At 62.1% G+C, this 19,339-nt stretch carries 26 protein-coding genes; 5 read left to right on the top strand and 21 right to left on the bottom strand.

Annotated elements, in window-relative coordinates; genetic code table 11:
• Window positions 1-10: 10 nt before the first annotated feature.
• The 17 genes from ASD04_RS00090 to ASD04_RS00175 form a co-directional block, all read right to left on the bottom strand.
• Window positions 11-205 (bottom strand): hypothetical protein, encoded by a 195-nt coding sequence (locus tag ASD04_RS00090; protein WP_056250804.1) that lies wholly within the window; start codon window positions 203-205, stop codon window positions 11-13.
• Window positions 205-897, bottom strand: a complete 693-nt coding sequence (locus ASD04_RS00095; protein ID WP_056250807.1) for a hypothetical protein — start codon at window positions 895-897, stop codon at window positions 205-207. The genes ASD04_RS00090 and ASD04_RS00095 overlap by 1 nt, the downstream gene beginning before the upstream one ends.
• The gene (locus ASD04_RS00100; protein WP_082530881.1) at window positions 894-2,753 is read right to left on the bottom strand and encodes a tape measure protein; all 1,860 of its coding nucleotides are present in this window, start codon (window positions 2,751-2,753) and stop codon (window positions 894-896) included. Before ASD04_RS00100 ends, ASD04_RS00095 begins: the two co-directional genes overlap by 4 nt.
• 15 nt (window positions 2,754-2,768) lie before the next feature.
• Entirely contained in the window at window positions 2,769-4,418 is a 1,650-nt protein-coding gene (locus ASD04_RS00105) for a terminase TerL endonuclease subunit (protein WP_162245086.1), read from the bottom strand.
• Window positions 4,390-4,770 carry a P27 family phage terminase small subunit gene (locus ASD04_RS00110; protein WP_156461074.1) on the bottom strand — a complete coding sequence of 127 codons (381 nt, stop codon included), beginning with the start codon at window positions 4,768-4,770 and terminating at the stop codon, window positions 4,390-4,392. Before ASD04_RS00110 ends, ASD04_RS00105 begins: the two co-directional genes overlap by 29 nt.
• Window positions 4,763-5,080 carry a phage head closure protein gene (locus tag ASD04_RS00115; RefSeq protein ID WP_162245087.1) on the bottom strand — a complete coding sequence of 106 codons (318 nt, stop codon included), beginning with the start codon at window positions 5,078-5,080 and terminating at the stop codon, window positions 4,763-4,765. The genes ASD04_RS00110 and ASD04_RS00115 overlap by 8 nt, the downstream gene beginning before the upstream one ends.
• Before the next feature lie 25 nt (window positions 5,081-5,105).
• Entirely contained in the window at window positions 5,106-5,486 is a 381-nt protein-coding gene (locus ASD04_RS00120; RefSeq protein ID WP_056250819.1) for an HK97-gp10 family putative phage morphogenesis protein, read from the bottom strand.
• On the bottom strand, window positions 5,486-5,830 hold the full coding sequence (locus ASD04_RS00125; protein ID WP_056250823.1) for a hypothetical protein: 345 nt from the start codon (window positions 5,828-5,830) through the stop codon (window positions 5,486-5,488). Before ASD04_RS00125 ends, ASD04_RS00120 begins: the two co-directional genes overlap by 1 nt.
• A gap of 766 nt (window positions 5,831-6,596) precedes the next feature.
• Window positions 6,597-6,980, bottom strand: coding sequence for a hypothetical protein (locus ASD04_RS00135; RefSeq protein WP_056250827.1), 384 nt, complete (start codon window positions 6,978-6,980; stop codon window positions 6,597-6,599).
• Between the two features lie 12 nt (window positions 6,981-6,992).
• Window positions 6,993-8,141, bottom strand: coding sequence for a phage major capsid protein (locus ASD04_RS00140; RefSeq protein WP_056250829.1), 1,149 nt, complete (start codon window positions 8,139-8,141; stop codon window positions 6,993-6,995).
• Between the two features lie 14 nt (window positions 8,142-8,155).
• Entirely contained in the window at window positions 8,156-8,695 is a 540-nt protein-coding gene (locus ASD04_RS00145) for an HK97 family phage prohead protease (protein WP_056250832.1), read from the bottom strand.
• Window positions 8,692-9,909, bottom strand: a complete 1,218-nt coding sequence (locus ASD04_RS00150; RefSeq protein WP_082530884.1) for a phage portal protein — start codon at window positions 9,907-9,909, stop codon at window positions 8,692-8,694. The genes ASD04_RS00145 and ASD04_RS00150 overlap by 4 nt, the downstream gene beginning before the upstream one ends.
• Before the next feature lie 178 nt (window positions 9,910-10,087).
• Complete coding sequence (locus tag ASD04_RS00155) at window positions 10,088-10,393, bottom strand: hypothetical protein (protein ID WP_056250838.1); 306 nt, start codon at window positions 10,391-10,393, stop codon at window positions 10,088-10,090.
• Window positions 10,390-10,635 carry a hypothetical protein gene (locus tag ASD04_RS00160; protein WP_056250840.1) on the bottom strand — a complete coding sequence of 82 codons (246 nt, stop codon included), beginning with the start codon at window positions 10,633-10,635 and terminating at the stop codon, window positions 10,390-10,392. The genes ASD04_RS00155 and ASD04_RS00160 overlap by 4 nt, the downstream gene beginning before the upstream one ends.
• A 10-nt stretch (window positions 10,636-10,645) precedes the next feature.
• Complete coding sequence (locus ASD04_RS00165) at window positions 10,646-11,332, bottom strand: hypothetical protein (RefSeq protein WP_156461075.1); 687 nt, start codon at window positions 11,330-11,332, stop codon at window positions 10,646-10,648.
• 104 nt (window positions 11,333-11,436) lie between these two features.
• Window positions 11,437-11,736: a hypothetical protein gene (locus ASD04_RS00170; protein ID WP_056250846.1), complete on the bottom strand. Its 300-nt coding sequence runs from the start codon at window positions 11,734-11,736 to the stop codon at window positions 11,437-11,439.
• 201 nt (window positions 11,737-11,937) lie between these two features.
• A complete protein-coding gene (locus ASD04_RS00175; protein ID WP_056250849.1) occupies window positions 11,938-13,140 on the bottom strand; it encodes a site-specific integrase in 1,203 nt (400 codons plus the stop codon).
• Window positions 13,141-13,366: 226 nt separating this feature from the next.
• On the opposite strand from ASD04_RS00175, the gene ASD04_RS00180 reads away from it, so the two are divergent.
• Window positions 13,367-13,747, top strand: coding sequence for a RidA family protein (locus tag ASD04_RS00180; RefSeq protein ID WP_056250851.1), 381 nt, complete (start codon window positions 13,367-13,369; stop codon window positions 13,745-13,747).
• Entirely contained in the window at window positions 13,747-14,031 is a 285-nt protein-coding gene (locus tag ASD04_RS00185) for a hypothetical protein (RefSeq protein ID WP_056250854.1), read from the top strand. Before ASD04_RS00180 ends, ASD04_RS00185 begins: the two co-directional genes overlap by 1 nt.
• Here ASD04_RS00185 and ASD04_RS00190 read toward each other — a convergent pair.
• Window positions 14,028-14,699 carry an RluA family pseudouridine synthase gene (locus ASD04_RS00190; protein WP_156461076.1) on the bottom strand — a complete coding sequence of 224 codons (672 nt, stop codon included), beginning with the start codon at window positions 14,697-14,699 and terminating at the stop codon, window positions 14,028-14,030. The two genes, ASD04_RS00185 and ASD04_RS00190, sit on opposite strands and share 4 nt — an antisense overlap.
• A gap of 135 nt (window positions 14,700-14,834) precedes the next feature.
• Between ASD04_RS00190 and ASD04_RS00195 the strand changes: the two genes are divergently transcribed.
• Window positions 14,835-15,017: a CsbD family protein gene (locus tag ASD04_RS00195; RefSeq protein WP_056250862.1), complete on the top strand. Its 183-nt coding sequence runs from the start codon at window positions 14,835-14,837 to the stop codon at window positions 15,015-15,017.
• A 55-nt stretch (window positions 15,018-15,072) separates the two neighbouring features.
• Here ASD04_RS00195 and ASD04_RS00200 read toward each other — a convergent pair whose 3' ends face one another.
• Window positions 15,073-15,600 (bottom strand): dihydrofolate reductase family protein, encoded by a 528-nt coding sequence (locus ASD04_RS00200; protein WP_056250865.1) that lies wholly within the window; start codon window positions 15,598-15,600, stop codon window positions 15,073-15,075.
• A gap of 125 nt (window positions 15,601-15,725) precedes the next feature.
• On the opposite strand from ASD04_RS00200, the gene ASD04_RS00205 reads away from it, so the two are divergent.
• On the top strand, window positions 15,726-16,262 hold the full coding sequence (locus ASD04_RS00205; RefSeq protein ID WP_056250868.1) for a methylated-DNA--[protein]-cysteine S-methyltransferase: 537 nt from the start codon (window positions 15,726-15,728) through the stop codon (window positions 16,260-16,262).
• A gap of 46 nt (window positions 16,263-16,308) precedes the next feature.
• On the opposite strand, the gene ASD04_RS00210 is transcribed toward ASD04_RS00205, so the two are convergent.
• Both ASD04_RS00210 and ASD04_RS00215 read right to left on the bottom strand, forming a co-directional pair.
• Window positions 16,309-16,851: a gluconokinase gene (locus ASD04_RS00210; protein ID WP_244488208.1), complete on the bottom strand. Its 543-nt coding sequence runs from the start codon at window positions 16,849-16,851 to the stop codon at window positions 16,309-16,311.
• A gap of 11 nt (window positions 16,852-16,862) precedes the next feature.
• Window positions 16,863-17,636, bottom strand: coding sequence for an SDR family oxidoreductase (locus ASD04_RS00215; RefSeq protein ID WP_056250871.1), 774 nt, complete (start codon window positions 17,634-17,636; stop codon window positions 16,863-16,865).
• A 220-nt stretch (window positions 17,637-17,856) separates the two neighbouring features.
• Here ASD04_RS00215 and gndA point away from each other — a divergent pair, with 220 nt between their 5' ends.
• Window positions 17,857-19,275 carry an NADP-dependent phosphogluconate dehydrogenase gene (gene gndA / locus ASD04_RS00220; protein ID WP_056250874.1) on the top strand — a complete coding sequence of 473 codons (1,419 nt, stop codon included), beginning with the start codon at window positions 17,857-17,859 and terminating at the stop codon, window positions 19,273-19,275.
• The last annotated feature ends 64 nt before the right edge of the window (window positions 19,276-19,339 follow it).

Raw genomic sequence — 19,339 nt, forward strand, 5'->3', positions numbered from 1 at the left:
TTTATGAAACCTACAGGTTACGCGTGACGGCCCGACACATGTCCAGAGCCACGGTCATTTCTTCGGTACGTTCACTCTCGGGGATCGAGTCCAGCACGATCTTGAGCAGCCGACACTTTTCGACAGTGGCGGGTGAAAAGTTTTTAGGATCGGCCATTACCGCAATACCTTCGAGCGCTCGGAGCGTGGAAAGGTTGAGGTCCATCACGCCATGACTCCCGCGCGGGCTGGATTGATCTTGCTGCCGATCCTATCGGGCCAGGTGTGGATGGTCTCCGTCTTCACCCGGCGGTCCGCGCCAATGGTGGTGGCGTCGAGCCAGCCGCCGATGGAATGGCCCATCACCGGCTCGCTTGCTTCACCGCAACTCAGGTCGAAAAGCTCCTTGCGGGCAGCATTGACGGCGCGGAGACCATCGCTGCGGGGGTCGAAATCGTCAACGTCGCCCATCAGGCTTTCATCAGCACCGAAAGCGAAATGGCCGGGCCCGGTGAACAGGTAGGTTGTGCCCTTCTGGCCGCCCTGCACCATGTTATTGGCATGGGTAGCACGATAGAGCACTTCGCCCCGTTGGCGAGCGCGGGACCAGCCGGCGATGATGATTTCGCAGGTAGCGCCAGCCATCAACTCGGACATGAGTTTGTCGAAGTCGGTCCAAATTTGGTCCAACCCCTCCACCAGCGCGTCGAAGTCGCGGGCGGGATGATGCGAGCACGCCGCGGCGAACATGTCGATCGCCCCGATAACGCCGCGCGACGTGAAGGCAGCGCCCTCGCATCCCGGCACAGGCCGAACCTTGCGGCGGGTATCGACCAGAACGCCATCGGAGCGGTAAACGGCGGCGTCCGTCAGCAAGACGATACGGTTGCGCCGAATTGTAGCTGTGGCAACGCTCATGGCAAAACCTCGCAATTTCCAGAGAATGTTATGCGGCCGGTGCGGCCGCCATCAGCAAATCCGGGCAGGCCGAAGGCTCCGCCGATGCCGCTGAAAGCCGCATTCAGGAAGAAGGAACCGGCCTTGCCAAGAATATCGGACAGGATCGAGCCAAATTCCTCGGCACTGACTTTTCCGTCATCCAAGGCGGAAATGATGCCGTCGATCGCGGAGCGGCCAATATCAGCCAGGGCGTCGAAGGTGGACGACAGAGCGTCAATGCTGGCCTGCTCGGCGGCCGTGGCATCAATTAGCGAAGTGATTTCGGCCTGCTGTTCTGCCGTTGCGGCGGCGCCGGCTTCGCGTAGGGCGTTGGCTTTTGCCTGTGCCGTGGCAGACATGCCGATAATCGAGTGCTCGAAGCGAAGCCGGTCGATCAGGTCGGTAACGGCCTTCTTCTGGCGATCAATCTCGCTGGTGGCGCTGCTGCGCCCGCCTGAGCCGGTGCCCGTCAGCGGATAATCGGCCAGTGTTACCGGCTTGACCGGGACGCTCGGCTTCGGTGGCGCCGCGTCCTGGCCGGCATAGCTCATCGGCAGGCCGGACACGTCCGGCTTGGTCGCGGCAATTGCCGCCCCGCGCAATGCGTAGATGCGCTGGATCACCGCGCCGATCTTGGTCAGCAGCGGCGCAAAATCGGGGTTGGCATCACCAAGTGCGGCGATGGCTTCCGCCGCTTTCTCTGCCGTGCCTTTGCCCTCTAGCACCTGCTGGAACAGGTCTTGGGCGGCGGCATCGACTTCGCCCATTTTGCCGGCGGTATGGCCCGCGAAGTTGGCCAGGGCCTGTTCGGACTCGGCAAGGGCAATCGTGCTGTCAGAGACGGCCTCTCCGTAGCGGTCGAATTTGGCGGCTAGTTCTTCAGCGAGAGCAATGACGCGTTGGATATCGCGCATGTCGCGGGCGAACGTCGCCTGCATCTCGTCGCCAAGATCGTTCAGCGCGGAATCGAAGCCGGGCGAATTCACCATGTCGGTGATCTTCGTGCCGAGCACGTCGAGGAAATTGGCGAAGCGCTGCCCCGCGCCAGATGTCGAATTGAACTTGCCGGCCGTGTCGATCAGCACATTTCCGAGCCGCACGAAGGCCGAAGAGACTGTGACCTCGGCGCCGGCCACCTTGTCTTCCAGCACCACCGAACCGGCTTGGAAGGCGTCGAAGAACGCTTTGCTGCTGACCTTTCCGTCCTTCACCAGGCGGGTCAGCGTACCGACAGAACCGCCGGCTTCGGTCAGGCCAGCGGCGACGGCCTGCAGGAGGGGATAAGCGCCGTCCAAAAGGCTGTTGTATTCTTCGGCCTGCACGCGACCATTGCCCAACGCCTGGCCCAATTGGAGAAGTGCCCCGGATGCTTCTTCCGCTGATTTGCCGGAGACGCGAAGCGAGACCGCAACGCCGTCAACGAATTTCAGAAGATCGGCCTGGCTGGCGCCCAGATCGGCGGCCGATTGCGAGGCGCGGCTATAGAGTTGCACTAGGCTTTCGATGGGCGCTGCATTGCGCTGCGCCGATGCAAAGAGGCCATCATACACGGCCTTGAGGTTTTCGCCCTCGAGCCCGGCAATTTTGAGCGCATTTGAAATGCCGATACTCGCATCGACCAGCCGGGTCGCACCGCGAAGGGCAGCACCGCCGATGAAGAAGCCGGCAACGCCCCGCCCCATATTGGCGAAGGTCGATTCAAAGCCGATGACCTGCTTTTTCATCTGCGTCATGGCGCGGGTGTTTTTGCCCTGCGCTCGGGCAAGGGCTTTCTCAAAGCGATCTACGCGCCCGTCCAACTCAATGAACAAGCGCTGCAACGTGTCAGCAGCCATTGGGAAACCTATAAGTTACGCTTCAGCCGAAGGGCGGCCGGTAAGGTCTTCAAAGTTTAGGGTTTTCTCGTTATCCACCACGGCGCATAGGGCGATGGCGATAACGGTGGCGACAGCAGGGTCAATCTTCCGGCTGCGGTCCTTTTTGGAGAGGCGAATATTGCCATCGGGCGATGGTTTCGGCAGGGGCACATTGAGGAAAGCCCAGCGCAATACCGGGTGCCCGCCGTGTCGCAATTTGCCGTCAAGGATTAGGCGCTCGGTGAACTTGGCGGCGGGGGACATCGGCCAGGCACGTTGCGGGACGTCGAGCACAGGCAAGCCGTCTTCGTGAAGCCGAGTCATCATGCGATTGACGCCATATCGATCGTAACCGATGCGCCGGATATCAAGCCGGTCATCGTCGTATAGCTCGCGGATTCGAGCCTCGATTACGGTCTCGTCAATGCTGTTGCCTTCGGTGGCGATGAGGTCACCGGACTCGGCCCATTCGGCATAGGGCTGGCCATCGTCGGTTGTGCGGCGCTGGATGCTTTCGGCGGGGCACCAGACGGTGGGGACCACGTAGAAGCAGCCGGTTTCCTCGTCGTGGAACACAGCGCTGACACAGGTTAGGTCGTCGGTTTGGGAGGCGTCCAGACCTATGTAGCAAGGCAGATGCGCAACATCGTCCAACGTAAACGGCGCGGCGGCGTCTTCGTCGTCTTCGTCGTCATAGGTAGCGGCATCGATCCATGGCTCGGTGACGCCTTCCAACCACGAATTCAGATGGTACCGCAAGAACTCGGCGCGGGCGGTGGCGCTGGTTTCCGCGATCATCGCCAGGTTGCGGAGAACGTCGAGAGACTTGTACTTGCCCAGGCCGAAGGTGACGCGCTTCCACACCTCAGGTGAGCGCCAGTCGTCGTCTGCGCTGGCCTCGTAAATGACGGGCAACCAGCTCGGGTTCACCACCTTGCCGGAAGCGATGTCCCGGCTGATCGTGTAGAGGCGGTGACCAATGCCACCGACGCCTTGGCCGGCAGTTGTCGCCACCATCGCAAGCGGGGTGGTAGCGGTGATTTTTGCCTGCGCCTTCAACAGTACATCCCAGAGCCGATCAGCCTGCCGGGTCCATGCGTGGGTTTCTTCCGCCAGGATAAAGAGCAGCGTTTGCCCCTCGTTGGCGCTAGGTGACCGGCTGGTGACCTTCAATGTCGAGCCGCTGGCCAGGTGTTCGATTTCCTGCGTCACCGCATTGGAAACAACCCGGTACTTGCCCGCCAGATCGACTTCGTCGGGATAGCGGCGGCGGATAAAGCCCTCCACGATACCGAATGCCGTGGAGCGTGCCTGTTCGCGGGTGGCGGCGGCAATGACCAGTTGCGAATTCTGGATTCGAAAGCTCGGGTGACAGAGCAGCAGCAACGCGCATGCCGCGGCGAGTGTGGACTTGGCCGAACCAGAGGGGAGGTGAAGATAGACGGTTTGAGCTTTGCGCCGGCCGGTGACCGGATCGACGTCGCCGAATACCTTCCGAACGATGCGCTCTTGCTCACGAATGAGCAGGAAGGGGTCACCTGATGGCAAGATCAACGACTCGATGAACTCGACAGCTTCCTGTCCCAAGCCCCTCGGGTCGGGCAGCGGAGAGTCGTCAATAATCCAAGCTGGCCGAAGTTCCATTTGGGACTTTCTTGTCTTTGGAAACCGCGCCGGCATAGATGCCCAGTGCTTGGGCCCAGCGGGCCGCCTGCTGCTGGTAGTGGAGATGCGAGCGCACGGTGGGATGGGCCTTGGCGGGCTTGCCGCGCTGATGGATGACGCGCCCCTCCTTTTTCAGGATCATCGCGCATTCGTGGGCGGCCTCCACGGCTTCACAGTACATCCGGGCCAGGTCTAGCCTCTCTTCGGGAATATCGTCGCCCAGCATCGCCATGACGCGGCGCCAGGTCTCTTTGCCGACCTTGCCCAACGTTGCCGGCGCACGAGGGGCATATCTCCGGGCGGGCTGCACCAGATGGACCACGTTAGTCATGACTGGGGGGCTCCCCTGCGCTTTCGGCGTTGATGTCCACACCGACCTTGAAGCCCACTGGCACAACGGCGCGGATGTTCCACCAGGTGTCACCGCTCTTGAGCATGTCTTGCTGGGCGATGTCGTCGCGCCACCGGATCGAAAAGGTGGCAAGCGTGGTGGCGCCCGCCATGCCCTTTTCGCGGAATTCACGGCCCGACTGGTATCGGATACGTCCCCAAATTGTACGGTGCAGAACGTAGTGCTCAACCTCCCAATCGTTTTCGTCGGTGATGAGAGTTTGTCGCCAGATTTCGATGCGATCGCGCATTTTGCTGGGGTCCATAGGAGTCGGCTCAGCCATTGGCCACCGCCTTTGCTGCTTTAACGATGCGGTACGCGATGCTCGACCGGATGGAGCGTTTCAGAGCCCGGAAACTCGGCATCAGAAACGGTTGGGCTTCGGTGTCGTCAGTCCCAAATTCCACGAAAACCGCGTGTTCTGCCGGGCTTCCCGGGGGGCCGCCGGCACGCACCACAACGGAAAGCTCGTGCGCTCCCGGCTCCTTGCGAATACTCGCCTTGACGTCGCCGTCAGCAACCGGAGCAAGGGCCTTTGCCATCGCAACCAGCTTATCGGCGCCGGTATCGAGACCGCGTTTTATCTCGGTCTTTGCGGCGGCTGGCATGCGCGCGACTTTGCGGTTGAGCTTATCCAGCCCTTGGACGCGCGCCATCAGGTGGCGCTTTCCTCGGCAACGGCGCCGCCGAAACCCCACTTGCGATGAGGGGCGATCATCTCAGCCCAAGCGTCGGGCAGGACCGGATTCAGGCGGGCGAAATAATGGGTGGAAACGTCAATCTGGATCGCCGCGGCCAGGTTCGGCGGCACGGCGTCCATATCGATTGGGGCAACGCCGCAGAAGCGGGAGACGCGATCTTCGGCCGCGACGATAAGCGAACGGACGAAGGCGGCATCAACGGGCGCATAGGTTTCGGGCTCAGTGCCCAACGGCTCCAAGTCGAGTTGCAGCGCGGCCCAAAGTTCTGCCTCGGAGGTAGCGATCGGCGTGTCGGGCATGGCAATGCCTCCAAATTCGGACAAATCCGGTGCGGCGCTGTGTTATTTTGGTGGAGCGGGGCGGTCTCTGAACGAGGCTCATTTGGCTTTGACTACCCCGTCAGGCCACAGCGCGGGCCGCTGGCGGGCGTTGCGCCGTCTTTGGCGGGATAGGTAGCACAAACCATGAACAGCCGGCTGACGGCGCCCCGGTGGTGGAATGGGTGTGGTTTGGGTCTGCCTACTTGCGCTTGCTGGCGAGGCTCGGCAGCGCATAGCCAAGCACGGCTTCCTTCGCATTGCAGCTATGGCAACCGGGTCGCCAGTTGCTCTTGTTCATGCGGAGGTCGGGCCGGAGGCGAATGCTATGGATGTGCATCACTACTTTGGCAGGGCGGCCACAGACGGCACAGAGGCGGTTAGCAGGATCGGAGAGGAAGGCTGCTGCCTCACGGCGCCAGGTGCTATCATAGCCGCGGCTGGTGGCGCTGCCTCGCTTGCGCATTGCCTCGGCTCGCCGTGCTGCCTGGCATGGACATTGCTGGCCCGATGCGACCACGCGGCCGCAAGAGCACAGCCGGGGTGGCTTTGAAGGCATAGCAACATCATCATGTCCGAGAAGTTGTTGCCCGCCAGTTTGAGCAGTGGAAGCCGATGCTGGCGGGCTGGGGTGCGTCTACGCACTAATTGACCGCCGTGCTCGAAGGATCGAGGGGGGGCGCGGATCAGTGCTTGCCGGTATGGGTCGAGACGCGAGCAACCTTCAGAAAGCCGCCCCCAGAGGAGGTTAGGCGACGGGTGCGGTAGCAGGATCGCCAAGCACCGCCACAGCGCTAGCGGCGATAGAAGTGCCGCCAGCCTTGGTCAGAACAGTGCGGATATAGCGCTTGTGGCCGCGATATCCGAGCCGGTACGCGCTGGTAGCCTCAAGCGTTGCCGGCGCGTCGGTATCGACATATGCGACATCAACGTCTGCAAAACCGGAACCGCTGGCATCGGACTCCTGAAGTTTCACCGAGAAGTCACCGGTTGAGACGATAGCGCCGGTTGAGACGATGATGGCGGCACGGTTGAAGCCGAGAAGGTCAATGGCGGCGCCGTCGATGCTGGCCGCCTGCACCGCGGGCGCAAGGGCCGGGACGGCAGCAATGTTGTGATAGAGGTCACGCATTGGGAAATCTCCTTACGACGTGGCGGTTTTCAGCTTGCGGAACCGGGCGGCCTGCATCACGCGGCCACCGACACGGCGGGTTGCGTGAATTCGGGTGATGCCCTTGGTCGCAAGGGTGTACGGATTGACCAGGATGGACAGGGCCAAGCGATCCACAATGCGGTAGGCCGAAAAGTCGCCGAAGATGATCGGGAAGGCCCCGTCAGCGATATCAGGCATATCGACCATTTCCACGATCGGGCGGCCAAGAAGGGTTTCCGGCTGGCCGGCTTGATAGGACGGCTGCCACAGGTAATTGCCGTTGCCATCCTTCAACTTCTTCACGGCGGCAATCGTCCCGCCGTTCATGCCCCAGGCGGCATTCGGTGCGTTCCGATAGGCGGACGGCAGCGAATACTGCAAATCGATAAGCTTGTCGGAATTCAGATTGGCAGCGTGGCCGTTGACCGTGTGCAGAATGTCACCATTGGTCAGCAGACCTTCAGGCGCCTTGACGCCATCGCCGGAAACGAAGGCCAACCCTTCCTTTTTGCCGAAGTCCTCAGCCAAGGCCAGGCGAACTTCCGCTTCAGCCTGGCCCGCGCTGTCGGCAAGAAGTTCATTGCTCAGGTCCACATATGTCATGAGCTTGCGAACCGGCACCTCAAGCTGGCCGAAGGTGACGGTAGATTCCGTGCTTTCTTCGGTCTCGCCTTCCCATGCGGCGTTGGTAACGCCGGTGCGCTTGGGGTACTTCACCGACGATGCGCCGGTCGTTCGCACCGACGCATATCGACGGACGGGCGAAAACTCGACCAGGTCGCGGACAAACTCGGACGACATTTCTGCGGGAGCCAAATAGCCCCCTTGTTCGTCGTTGCTCACCGTCAGCGCACGAACTTCGTCGGCCGGGGTACGGTCACCCATGCGAAGGTAGGTGCCGAACGCGCGGGCCTCGTCGCTGGGCTCGGTGCTGGTCTCGGAGCCGGGGCGCTGGTCGCGCACCTCGAGCTGGTCGAGGCGGGACGTGATGTCCTCCAGGCCGGCCATGCGCTCTTCGGTGGCGGTGCGGAATTCGGTGACCGAATTGCGCAGATCGGTAACGGCGGCAATGGCGGACGTGATGTCATCGTCATTGCGGGTCTCAATCGGCAGAGCCGACTTAGGGTCAAAGTGCTTCAAAGGGTAGTTCCTCCTTATCGAAGCGATGCGGAGGCGCGGCGAACCTCCTTGATGAAAGCCGCCAGGTCAGCCGGCTCGGCTGAATTCCTGAATTTCGTGACACGGGCGTTGTCGCTGGCCGGATTGGCCGTAAGCGAAACCTCGATAAGGTCGATTTCCGAAAGCTCGCGGATGCCCTTGACCTGGCGGTCAGCGACGGCGCGGAAGCCGATCGACATGCCAAGCGGCATATCGGCCTTGAGCCATTCGAGAACTTCGGCGCCGCGTGTCGTGGTCGTGACCAGTTTGCCGGTGACCTTCAGGCCCCGGCGATCCTCGGTCATTGATGTCCAGACGCCGATTGGTTCGTCGGATTTATGATTCCAAAACATGGGTGGCAGGCGCTTCTTGCCGGCAAACGCGGCAAGTGTTCGGGTGAAGGCGCCTGGCATGACGCGTTCCCCGTAGCGGGGCAGAACCTCGGAGAAGATCGCGGCATAGCCCTCGAATTCGCCGGTGGCGGCATCGACAGCAAAGCGCAGTTCAGCACTCTCAATGGTCAGGTATTCGTTCACTCTTTGTTCTCCTGACGAACGGCCGCGCCCTGCGGCAGATTGAGCTTGTCGCCCTCATCAATGCGGGGCATGTCGTCGGCGGCGCGGGCATCGTTCGGCGTAATCCACGGGCCACCAACCGCCTGCGCGTAAGCTTCGAACCGCGCCTTGATGTCGGCGGTCACCAGCGCCTTCGTCTCGAACGAAATCGAGTGGTCCAGGCGTTCGCGCGAGGTAAGAAAGCAGCGGCTCAGCGCGTCCGACCAGCGGGTTAGGATGGGCTGCAGCGTGTCGGCAAGGAAGGCGCGGGCCTGGCTTTCGCTGTTGTTCAAACTGGCGTCCTGAAGCTCGCCGGCCTTTGTCGGGGTGACGCCATAGAAGCGCAGGACTTCGGCCGTCTGAAACTGCCGGTTTTCGATGTGCTGGCCATCGTTGGAGGAAATCGCCAGCGGAATGTAGTTGGCGTCGGAGCCCAACACGGCAACGCCGGAATCCTTGACGTCAGCCATCCAGCTTTCGCGGGCTGCATTGGCGGCGGTGGCGTCTACCTTGGACTTGAACACCAGCAGGCCGGATGGCCGGCCGTTAGCGCCAAAAAGGTTGATACCGAACCGCTCAAGCAGCAGCGCCAGCGTAGTCGCATTGGCCGCGGCCGTGCTCGGTGCGATGCCAAGCAGCGCCCGAATTTCGATCATATCTGCATAGGCCACGACACGTTCGCCGCCACCATGAACCGGAACGGCGTAGACAGGCGCGCCGGTCGCGGGGTCGGTGGAGCGCTTGGCCTTGGCCTGCTGCACCTCGACAGGCTTGCCGCCCCGGTTGCGCAGGACTACGCCATAGCCGCTGCCCTCAAGCAGCATTTCGGCGGTCAGCTCGCGGCGTAGCTCAGCGCCAGAAGTCCAGCCATTGGCCTGCCCGTTCATCAGGATTTCAGCCGGATGGGTGCGGACGCGCTGCTTATCGCCGTTCGCCAGGCGACGGGTCACATGCACCGGCAAATCCCCGACGATATCTGAAATCAGGCGGATCGCGGCGTAGCTGGCAGAGCACTTCAGCGCGCGTTCTCGAACACCGCTCGGTAGCCCATCGGGGCCAGTCAGGGCGAGCCCGAAGATTTCTCGGATCATGTCATCCGGGGCAGAAAGTGAACGGACTTCGGCGCCATGCACAAGCCAGACTTGCGCGCGCTCTTCGGCCCGCGTTTCCACGGTACGTTGCCAAGGCCATGCCATGGGCACCTCGAATTTTGGATATGAAAAAGCCCGCCGCCGGATTGGGGACCGGGACGGGCCGAACTGTTTAAGGCCGGGCGATTCCGCTCCGGGCACATCTGTAGCGTTGGGGACTTATCCGGCGCTCATGTGAGCAAGTCAAGAGTCATATAAGTAACAACTTATGCGTCGTGATCGGCTATTGGGGACTCGATTCCTCGTCAATCTCCCTGACCAATTCGGCCGCTACGGACAAAAGGCGCGAAATATTGGGTTTTCGGCGCGTCGGAGAAAATTCAGCCTTTGTAACGAACCTGACGCGGTCGCCGTCCACCACAATACCCCGTTTCGCTTGTGCTTTAGTGAGCAATCTTGCCAATTCAAGCCTTCTAACTCCGAGATGCGCGGCGAGTGCATCACGATCGATCGTCGCCCACACCCCGCGGGGGGTGAGCTTGGCCAAGTAGGCTTCGAGGTCGGCAAGGTGGTCGGCGGTGAGTTTCATGACTGCCCCCTGTACAATGCCGGCGGCGGGCGCCCGTTGGCAACTTCGCGCCGAACGAATGACCGGCCCGCCAGCGTGATATCGAGCTTCCTATCGTCCACCCGAATGACCCAACCCCGAGCTACGGCGTCGTCAACGAAGACCTTGCCGATGCCGGGGCGCGCGCCCTTCACCGCGTCATCCTGGCTATCAGTCTCAAGCCAATACATGAACCGCCAGAGGCGGGCGTCGATCTTCTCCATGCTTTCCTCCCTATGCCGCCTTCCGGAGCATCCGCTCGCCTCGAGACATAAACCAATCTCTCGCCTTACCGCCGTCATGCAGGCGGCAGACTGAGTCCCACATGAAGGGCATGAAGCCGGGCTCACTTCGCGTCGTCGTGTCGAAGGCATCCGCCACTATCCCCGCCACATCGCCAGCGGCGCCCCTCGGGACAAGGCCCGCAAGGGTACGGTCAAAAGCATCGATGAACGCATAGTCGTCGCTGAACGGCTGGGGCACTGCCTCGCGCGTGTTGCCCCTCGCTACTATCTTTCTTTCATCTGAGGGAACTGAGTCTAGGATATTGGGACATACGTCTGTCCCTTCATTCGCCCCCTTTGTCCCTTCATTTCGCGCTGTCCCGTCATTCTGTCCCTTCATTTCTGGCAGGGCGAGAAAGATGCGCCGATTCTTGCCGCCAACGCCCCGGCTGGCGCCCTTTTTGAAAACGGTGTCCAGGTTGAGAAGACCTGCCAATACCAAGGCCTTTACCCCGCGAGCCGCTTCCTTCCTCAGTGACTCCTGTTTCACAGCCGGCTTCTGCTTACCAAGGGTCTCCCCGATCTCTGCGTCAGTTACCCAAGCGTATCCGGTCTCTACATTGACGTACGTCGCCACGATCGCGGCCACCTTATAAGCGTAAACGGGGAGGCCCGGCGTGCTTTGCACCTGCTTCACCCAAGCCTCCCGCATGGCCCGTACTTGGCCGGCAGGAAGCCCGGTTATAGCCAGCCGAACGGCCGGGCGCGGGGCCCGGCTCTCGGCATTCGGATCGTGCGCCATCAAGCGGCGCTCCTGTCCACGAAGATGGACGCCAACCACTCGCAGAACAGTGCCCGGGGATAATGAACGGACTTGCTCGAAACAGCGATGTACGAAGGTGCCTGACCACGGGCCCGGCGCTTAGCCATAGCAAAGCCGGTCACACCGACAATGGCGGCCGCTTCTTCGGTGGAGAAATTGATCGGGAGGGTGGGGTCGGCTGCAAGGGCCAGATACGCCGCGCGGCCGGTCTGGCCATTGGCAACGTGATGCGCGAGGCGCTCGCCGAACAGGCGAACGCTTTCAATGCGGTTCTGCAAAGGAGGAAATCTCCGACAGTCGAATGCCTCCATAGGGAGGCCGATTTGGTGTTTCATCAACACCGGCTGGGGCAGGAATTACACCCTGCGAGTAGAGACTTGGTAGACGATCTATAGATTTGCAATTTCGTTTAGACCGCTGGAGACATAGAGCGATCCATTACGCATTACCCAATGCTGTATTCATTGTGTTTTCTGGCGTTACTGGCTCTCAAGATTTTTTTCGTTCTGCCCATTGAAAGTGTTTTCGGGACGGCGAAGCACATTGATCGCCGACGCCGTGCGCTCGACGCCACGACGGGCCAGACGCTCAGCTTTCGAGACGTACCTGTTGGCCATTGCCAAGGTACTCCACCCGAATGTGTCACGCAGTTCGAAAGCCGGCGCCCCTGCCAGCGCCGACCACGTTGCAGCAGTGTGACGGAGTGCGTGGGCGGTGATGACTTCAATGCCGGCAGACAGGCAGACCTGTTTCAGCACCGCGTTGATATGCTTGGCATCCAGCATGGTGCGCCCGGTCTTGCTGAACACGAAACCGGCGACATGCGACCGTCGCTTGATGATCGTGGCGGCATCTTCGGAAAGCTGCCGATCCTGTGCGCCAGTTTTGGTGTCGCTGAGACGGATCACGCCGCGCCGGAGGTCCACAACATCCCATCGGAGTTCACGGGCCTCGCTGATGCGCCAGCCTGTGATGACGAGGAACCGCAGCAGGTCGGCATAGGGCAGGGGCGCATTCTCCAGGGCCTCGAGGAACGCGGGCATGTCGAGGTCGTCAATCCACGCATCACGGGCGGTTTCCTTATAGCGCCGAACGCCAAGGCAGGGGTTATCGCGGCGCATCTCTTCTTCCATGGCATAAGACATCATGGACGAGAGGACAGCGAGGGCGCGGTTAGTATCGGTCGGACGGCCTTTGCCTGCCTTCACGAAGTCCCGTACGGCCTTGGCGTCGATCGCCGCAACCTTGTCCTTGCCGAATTCAGGGCGGAGACGGCGCTCAATTCGTTCCGCGTAGTCCGCGGCGGTGCGGGCCTTCTTCGTCGGGAGGTAGTGCTTGACGAAGCTATCGGCTAAATCGTTGAAGGTGGGAGCCTCCTTCTTCTCCTTCCGCTCTCGAGCAGGATCGTCCCCCATGGCATGGGCCTGCAACATCTGCGCGGCAACCTCGCGGGCCTCATCGGCGGTGAACCTGTTGCTATCGCCGATGGTGATTTTGCGGCGCTTGCGGGTGGTGCCCGTCGCGCGATCTTCCACAATCACGAAGTAAACCTTTGAGATTGAGCTATCGGCCAGGCGACGGGCACGGATGGCGAAGCCGGTGAGACGACTGTCACGAACGATCGTCTCCATCTTGGTGCCCAGGGAAATGCGAGAGACGAAATGGTCAGAAATGACAGCCACGAAAAAACCCCACGGATTGACGGGTAGCCCTCAGGGTATCCCTAGCGCGTACCCATGCAGTTTCTTGTGTGCCATTATGTCTCCGTCCGAATCAGCCTACAATATTGAAAATGCTAGGATATTTTGGACACATAGAGACGTTGAAGCACGCGCTGAGGCTAACTTAAAATCCGGAGGGGGTAGCCCCGTGCGGGTTCAAGTCCCGCCGCCCGCACCAGGAGGCCAGATGATCGAGAAGATCGAGACCGGGATTGCGCCGTCGTCGGCGCCTATCAGCGATGCGGTGCGGGCGGGCAAGCATGTCTGGCTGGTGGCGATTGCCGAGGATCCGGCGACGGGCGAAATCGTCGAGGGTGGTATCGAGGCGCAGGCGCGGCGGTGCATCCAGAATCTGGAGATCGCCGTGAAGGCGGCCGGCGGGACGCTGGGTAATCTGGTGATGGTGCAGATATTTCTCATCGACAGCGCCGATGCGGCGGGGATGAATGCGGTCTATCGCGAATTCTTCACGCAGCAGCCGTTTCCAGTGCGGGCAACGGTGGTGGTCAAGGAGTTGCTGGCCAAGGGCTTGCGGATCGAAATCACGGCACAGGCGGTACTGGACTGATGCTGCTCAAGATGGAACTGCTCGAACAGATCAAGGCGGGCCAGGTGGACCTGGTGTTCCGGCGCTGGAGCCGGCCGTCGGTCAAGGCCGGCGGGACGCTCAAGACCAAGGTGGGGCTGCTCAGGATCGACGCCATCGACGATATCAGCCCTGACGACGTAACCGAGGCCGAGGCGCGGCGGGCCGGGTTCAGGGACGTGGCCGATTTTCGCAAATGGCTCGATACGATGAAGCCGGGGCACCTGTTCCAGCGGATCGAGGTAAGCTACCTCGGCGATGCTTAGAACGGTGTCGGCGCAACGAAGGTCATGAATTCGCCTGTTGTGGGGTGGGTGAAGCCCAGTTCGGCGGCGTGCAGCTGCAGGCGGTCGGCGGCGGCGAAGGCTTCAGGATCGGCATAAAAGGCATCGCCCAGAATCACATGGCCGATGGCCTTCATGTGAACCCTGAGCTGATGGGTGCGGCCGGTGAGGGGATGCAGGCGAAGGCGGGTGGCGCTGGCCTCGCGCTCCAGCACCGTCCATTCGGTCTGGGCGGGGCGGCCGTTTTCGTAATCGACGCGCTGGCGTGGCTTGTTTTCCCAATCGGTGGCCAGCGGCAGGTCGACGAGGCCGCTATCTTGCTCGACCGTACCGGCGACACGGGCGATATAGGCCTTGGTGGTCTTGCGGTGTTCGAACTGGCTGCCGATGCGGCCATGGGCGCGCTTGTTGAGGGCCAGGACCAGAACGCCGGACGTGTCCTTGTCGAGCCGGTGGCACATGCCGGCGGTGGGCCAGGTCTGGCGGGCGCGATATTCGATGCAATCCCAGAGCGAGGGGTCCTTGCCCGGCACGCTCAGCAGGCCACTCTGCTTGTCGACGACCAGAATGTCGTCATCGACATGGAGGACATTGAGATAGGGCTCGAGCGGCGGGAAATAATCGAGCAGGGTGGGCATGGGTCCGGGCATGGGCGCCGTTTAGCAGATGGCGGGCGGTTTGACCAACGCTCGCCGGGACGCGGTTCTGACATGACAGCAATTTAACGGAACGCGCGCCGGGGCTGTTTCGTTGTGCCCGCAACACCAACATGACAGGAGGTTTTCATGCACAAGGATGAAGTCAAAGGCGTCGGCAAGCAGGTCAAGGGCGCTGTGAAGGATGCCGCAGGCGGTCTCACCGGCAATGAGCGCCTGCAGGCCGAAGGCAAGCTGGACAAGGCCGTCGGCAAGGTGCAGCAGAAAGTCGGCGAAGCCAAGGATGGGGCGCGCGACGCGCTCAAGCGTTGAGCCATACGCCTGAATTGCATGAAGGGCCGTCCCGGTGGGGCGGCCCTTTGGCTTGTCAGTCGAAGCGGTAATGCAGGCGCGCGCAGGCTGCGCCGAAGCCCTGTGCGGAGATCAGCCTGGGCGAGGCGCGGAGGCCCGTTGACGGGAAGAGCGGAATGCCGCTGCCGATGATTTCGGAGATGACGTAAATCTCGATCTCGTCGAGGGCGCCGCGCTCCATGAAGGCCATCTGCAGCTTGCCGCCGCCGAGCATCCAGACATTGCCGTCGTCGAGGGCGCGAAGCTCGGCGACGAGGCCGTCGATATCGCTGCGGGTTTCGAGCGGACCCTTGGGATTGTCGATGGGGCGCGAGGTGACGACGATGACGCGCTTGCCCGCATATTCCCATTCGCCCGGATATTTTGCGACCCAGTCATAGGTGGCGCGGCCCATGACCACCGTGCTTATTGTGGTGATGAAGGTGCGGTAGTCGTGCTCGCCGAGATTGAGGTCCGGCTGCTGGGTGAGCCAGTCGAGATTTTCGTCCGGCGTGGCGATGAAGCCGTCGAGGCTGGTGGCGATATAGCCGACGATTCTGGCCATGGCTGGCTCCTTGCGGGTGTATTGACGGCGGTGTGGCGGCCGGCTGCGACAGGATCTGTCAGCAGTGTTTCCGTTCAACGGTTCTGCCTCTGGCACAGCAGGCCTGGGGATCATAAGGTCGCGGCATGGAAACCATGGTGTTCGATACGGCGCTGGGAGAATTCGGTATTGGCTGGACCGATGCCGGGCTGGCGCGCGTGCAGCTGCCGGGGCTGGACCGGACGGCGTTGCTGCAGCGGATCAACCGGGGTGGCGCCGAGGCGGGCGAACCGACACGGGCGATCGAGGGGCTGGTCAACCGGATCGAGGATTATGCCGAGGGCGAGGCGGTGGATTTTTCCGCAGTGCCGCTGGATTTGAGCGGCGTGCCGGATTTCAACCGACGGGCCTACGAGCTGCTGGTCAAAATCGGCTGGGGCGAAACGACGACCTATGGGGCGCTGGCGCGCGAACTGGGCGATGTGACGCTGTCGCGGGCGGTGGGGGCGGCCATGGGGGCCAATCCCATCCCGCTTGTCATCCCCTGCCATCGCGTCCTGGCCAGCGACGGCAGACCGGGCGGCTTTTCGGCGCCCGGCGGCGCTGAGTCCAAGCTCAGGATGCTCGAGCTGGAAGGCGTATCGATCGGGACGCCCGCCGGGCAGATGACATTCGGGTTTTAACCAGGTGTTGACCCCGACTACGAGGCCATCGAACCGAGCTTTGCCGCTACTGCCAGCGTTTGAAGGTCTTGAGGTGGGTGAGCGACTTGGTCACCGCCTGGACGATCTTGTCGATGCTGTCGGTGACCGGAACGACAATGACATTCTCGGTCGCCGGGTCGGGGATTTCGAGCGTGGCGAACTGGCTGTCGAGCAGGCTGGTGGGCATATATTCGTGGCTCCGCCGCGCCATGCGCTCGCCGATGACCTCGCGGGAGCCGTCGAGATAGACGAAGGTGATGGGTTCGCCCGCCTTTTCGGTCAGGAAGGTGCGATAGGCGCGCTTGAGCGACGAACAGGCGCCGACCGACGCGCCCTTCCTGTCCGCGGCCTCATGCAAGGCCGTGGCCAGGCGTTCAAGCCACGGCCAGCGGTCGGCGTCATCAAGGGCGATGCCGGCGCGCATTTTCTCGACATTGGCTTCGGGGTGGTAGCCGTCGCCATCGAGGAAAGGCACATGCAGGCGGCGCGCGATGGCCTGGCCGACCGTGGATTTTCCGGCTGAACTGACACCCATGGCGATGATGATGCGGGACGGCGTAAGCGGCATGAACTGCAATCCTAGACGGTCGCGGTGAAGGCGCCATCGACATAGAGAATGTGGCCATTGACGAAGCGTGCAGCTTCGGATGCGAGGAAGACGACGGCCCCGCCCAGCTCTTCGGGCTGGCCCCAGCGGCCCATGGGCGTGCGAGTTTCGACCCAGGCGTTGAACTTATCGTCCTTGAGCAGGGCTTCGTTGAGCTCGGTGGCGAAATAGCCCGGCGCGATGCCGTTGACGTTGAGGCCGTGACGGGCCCAGTCGACGGCCATGCCGCGGGTGATGTTGGCGACGGCGGCCTTGGTGGCGGCATAGGGCGCGACCGAGGGGCGGGACATGCCCGACAGCAGCGAGCAGATATTGATGATCTTGCCACTGCCGCGGGCGATCATGTGGCGCGAGACGGGCTGGCTGACATTGAAGACCGAGGTCAGGTTGGTCGCCAGGATCTGGTCGAATTTTTCGGGCGGAAAGGCTTCGAGGCTGGAGCGGAACTGCATGCCGGCATTGTTGACCAGGATATCAATCGGCCCGATCTCGTCCTCGATATAGGTCACCGCCTCGCCGATGCTGTCGCGGCTGGTGACGTCGAAGGCCACGGCGTTGACCGTGGCGCCGGTGGCGGCCAAATCCTGGGCAGCGGCGCCCAGCGCCACATTGTCCCGCGCATTGAGCACGATGGCGGCGCCGGCATCGGCCAGCGCGGCGGCCATGGCATAGCCCAGGCCGCGACTGGAGCCGGTGACCAGCGCACGCTTGCCGGCAAGGCTGAACTGGTCGGCAATGCTGGTCATGGGGCTGGCGATCCACAGGTGAATATCGCCGTTGTTAGAGGACAGGCGGGGCCGGTGCAAGGGCGGAGGACTTGCAACGGAAATCTTCCATACATGACGCCGGATTCGGCCAAAAAATCCGTAAATACGACTTCCGTCGGAGGCTGGTTTGTGGTCAGGTCCGCCGCATGCCATGCGCTGCGCGCATAAGTTGATGAAGACCTCGGAAGGACTGCTTGTAATGTCGACTGCGGATATCGGCCTGATCGGCCTGGCGGTGATGGGTTCCAACCTCGCCCTCAATATTGCTGAAAAAGGCTATACTATCGCGGTCCATAACCGGTCGGCCGGGCGCATCGACGAATTCGTGGCCGAGGCGAAGAAGGAAGGCCTCGATGGCAAGACCATCGCCAAATATGAGCTGGCCGACTTCGTTGCGGCGGTGAAGCGCCCGCGTTCCATCATCATAATGGTCAAGGCCGGCAAGCCGGTGGACGAGATGATCGAGCAGTTGCTGCCGCATCTGGAACAGGGTGACGCCATCATCGAATGCGGCAACTCGCTGTTCACCGATACGCAGCGGCGCTTCGACTATCTCAAGCCCAAGGGCATCGGCTATCTCGGCGTCGGCGTCTCGGGTGGTGAAGAAGGCGCCCGTCATGGCCCCTCGATCATGGTCGGCGGTTCCAAGGCGCAGTGGCACAATGCCGAGCCGGTGCTGACGGCCATTGCCGCCAAATTCAACGGCGAACCCTGCGTGGCCTATCTGGGCGAGGGCGGGGCCGGCCATTTCGTCAAGACCATCCATAACGGCATCGAATATGGCGACATGCAGATGATTGCCGAGGTCTATGGCGTGATGCGCGACGGTCTGGGCATGAATCCAACCGCTTGCGCGGAAGTCTTCAAGGAGTGGAACAAGGGACCTCTCAATTCCTACCTGATCGAAATCACCGGCCATGTGCTGGCCGCCGTGGACGAGCCGACCGGCAAGCCGCTGGTGGAGCTGATCCTCGACAAGGCCGGCCAGAAGGGCACCGGCGTCTGGTCGGCCATTGCGGCCCAGCAGATGGGCGTGCCGGCGACGGCCATCGAGGGCGCCGTGGCGGCGCGCTCGATCTCGGCGCGCAAGGATGAGCGCGTGGCGGCCGAGGCTATCTATGGCAAGCCGGTCCGTGCCAAGACCGATGTGACGCTGGCCGATCTCGAAAAGGCGCTGCTGGCGGGCAAGATCGTTTCCTATGCGCAGGGCTTCGCTGTCATCGCCAAGGCCTCGGAGGAAAACGGCTGGAACCTGCCGCTGGCGACCATCGCCAAGATCTGGCGGGCCGGCTGCATCATTCGCTCGCGCTTCCTCGACCAGATGTCGGCGGCCTACGAAAAGGGCGGCAATGCCAACCTGCTGGTCGTGCCCGATTTCGTAGCCATCATGAAGGACGCCCATCCGAGCCTGCGCAAGGTGGTGGCTGCCGCCGCCGTCGGCGAATTCCCGATGATCTGCCTTTCGGCGGCGTTGAGCTATTTCGACAGCTACCGCCAGGCGCAGGGCACGGCCAACCTGATCCAGGGTCAGCGCGACTTCTTCGGCGCGCATGGATTCGAGATTGTCGGCCGCGGGAGCGACCTGCATGGGACGTGGCCGTCGACGCTGGGGAAGTAAAGGCTGGTGTGAAGCTGAGATCGGGGCTCCGCGCAAGCGGGGCCTTTTTTGTTTGGGCGTGGTG

The organism is Devosia sp. Root436 (assembly GCF_001426345.1).
Lineage (GTDB): Bacteria > Pseudomonadota > Alphaproteobacteria > Rhizobiales > Devosiaceae > Devosia.

Bases quoted from the DNA above. Each gene is read 5' to 3' on its own strand.
- ASD04_RS00090 (WP_056250804.1), bottom strand. From the start codon at position 205: ATGGACCTCAACCTTTCCACGCTCCGAGCGCTCGAAGGTATTGCGGTA.
- ASD04_RS00095 (WP_056250807.1), bottom strand. From the start codon at position 897: ATGAGCGTTGCCACAGCTACAATTCGGCGCAACCGTATCGTCTTGCTG.
- ASD04_RS00100 (WP_082530881.1), bottom strand. From the start codon at position 2,753: ATGGCTGCTGACACGTTGCAGCGCTTGTTCATTGAGTTGGACGGGCGC.
- ASD04_RS00105 (WP_162245086.1), bottom strand. From the start codon at position 4,418: ATGGAACTTCGGCCAGCTTGGATTATTGACGACTCTCCGCTGCCCGAC.
- ASD04_RS00110 (WP_156461074.1), bottom strand. From the start codon at position 4,770: ATGACTAACGTGGTCCATCTGGTGCAGCCCGCCCGGAGATATGCCCCT.
- ASD04_RS00115 (WP_162245087.1), bottom strand. From the start codon at position 5,080: ATGCGCGATCGCATCGAAATCTGGCGACAAACTCTCATCACCGACGAA.
- ASD04_RS00120 (WP_056250819.1), bottom strand. From the start codon at position 5,486: ATGGCGCGCGTCCAAGGGCTGGATAAGCTCAACCGCAAAGTCGCGCGC.
- ASD04_RS00125 (WP_056250823.1), bottom strand. From the start codon at position 5,830: ATGCCCGACACGCCGATCGCTACCTCCGAGGCAGAACTTTGGGCCGCG.
- ASD04_RS00135 (WP_056250827.1), bottom strand. From the start codon at position 6,980: ATGCGTGACCTCTATCACAACATTGCTGCCGTCCCGGCCCTTGCGCCC.
- ASD04_RS00150 (WP_082530884.1), bottom strand. From the start codon at position 9,909: ATGGCATGGCCTTGGCAACGTACCGTGGAAACGCGGGCCGAAGAGCGC.
- ASD04_RS00155 (WP_056250838.1), bottom strand. From the start codon at position 10,393: ATGAAACTCACCGCCGACCACCTTGCCGACCTCGAAGCCTACTTGGCC.
- ASD04_RS00160 (WP_056250840.1), bottom strand. From the start codon at position 10,635: ATGGAGAAGATCGACGCCCGCCTCTGGCGGTTCATGTATTGGCTTGAG.
- ASD04_RS00180 (WP_056250851.1), top strand. From the start codon at position 13,367: ATGATCGAGAAGATCGAGACCGGGATTGCGCCGTCGTCGGCGCCTATC.
- ASD04_RS00185 (WP_056250854.1), top strand. From the start codon at position 13,747: ATGCTGCTCAAGATGGAACTGCTCGAACAGATCAAGGCGGGCCAGGTG.
- ASD04_RS00190 (WP_156461076.1), bottom strand. From the start codon at position 14,699: ATGCCCGGACCCATGCCCACCCTGCTCGATTATTTCCCGCCGCTCGAG.
- ASD04_RS00195 (WP_056250862.1), top strand. From the start codon at position 14,835: ATGCACAAGGATGAAGTCAAAGGCGTCGGCAAGCAGGTCAAGGGCGCT.
- ASD04_RS00200 (WP_056250865.1), bottom strand. From the start codon at position 15,600: ATGGCCAGAATCGTCGGCTATATCGCCACCAGCCTCGACGGCTTCATC.
- ASD04_RS00205 (WP_056250868.1), top strand. From the start codon at position 15,726: ATGGAAACCATGGTGTTCGATACGGCGCTGGGAGAATTCGGTATTGGC.
- ASD04_RS00210 (WP_244488208.1), bottom strand. From the start codon at position 16,851: ATGCCGCTTACGCCGTCCCGCATCATCATCGCCATGGGTGTCAGTTCA.
- ASD04_RS00215 (WP_056250871.1), bottom strand. From the start codon at position 17,636: ATGACCAGCATTGCCGACCAGTTCAGCCTTGCCGGCAAGCGTGCGCTG.
- gndA (WP_056250874.1), top strand. From the start codon at position 17,857: ATGTCGACTGCGGATATCGGCCTGATCGGCCTGGCGGTGATGGGTTCC.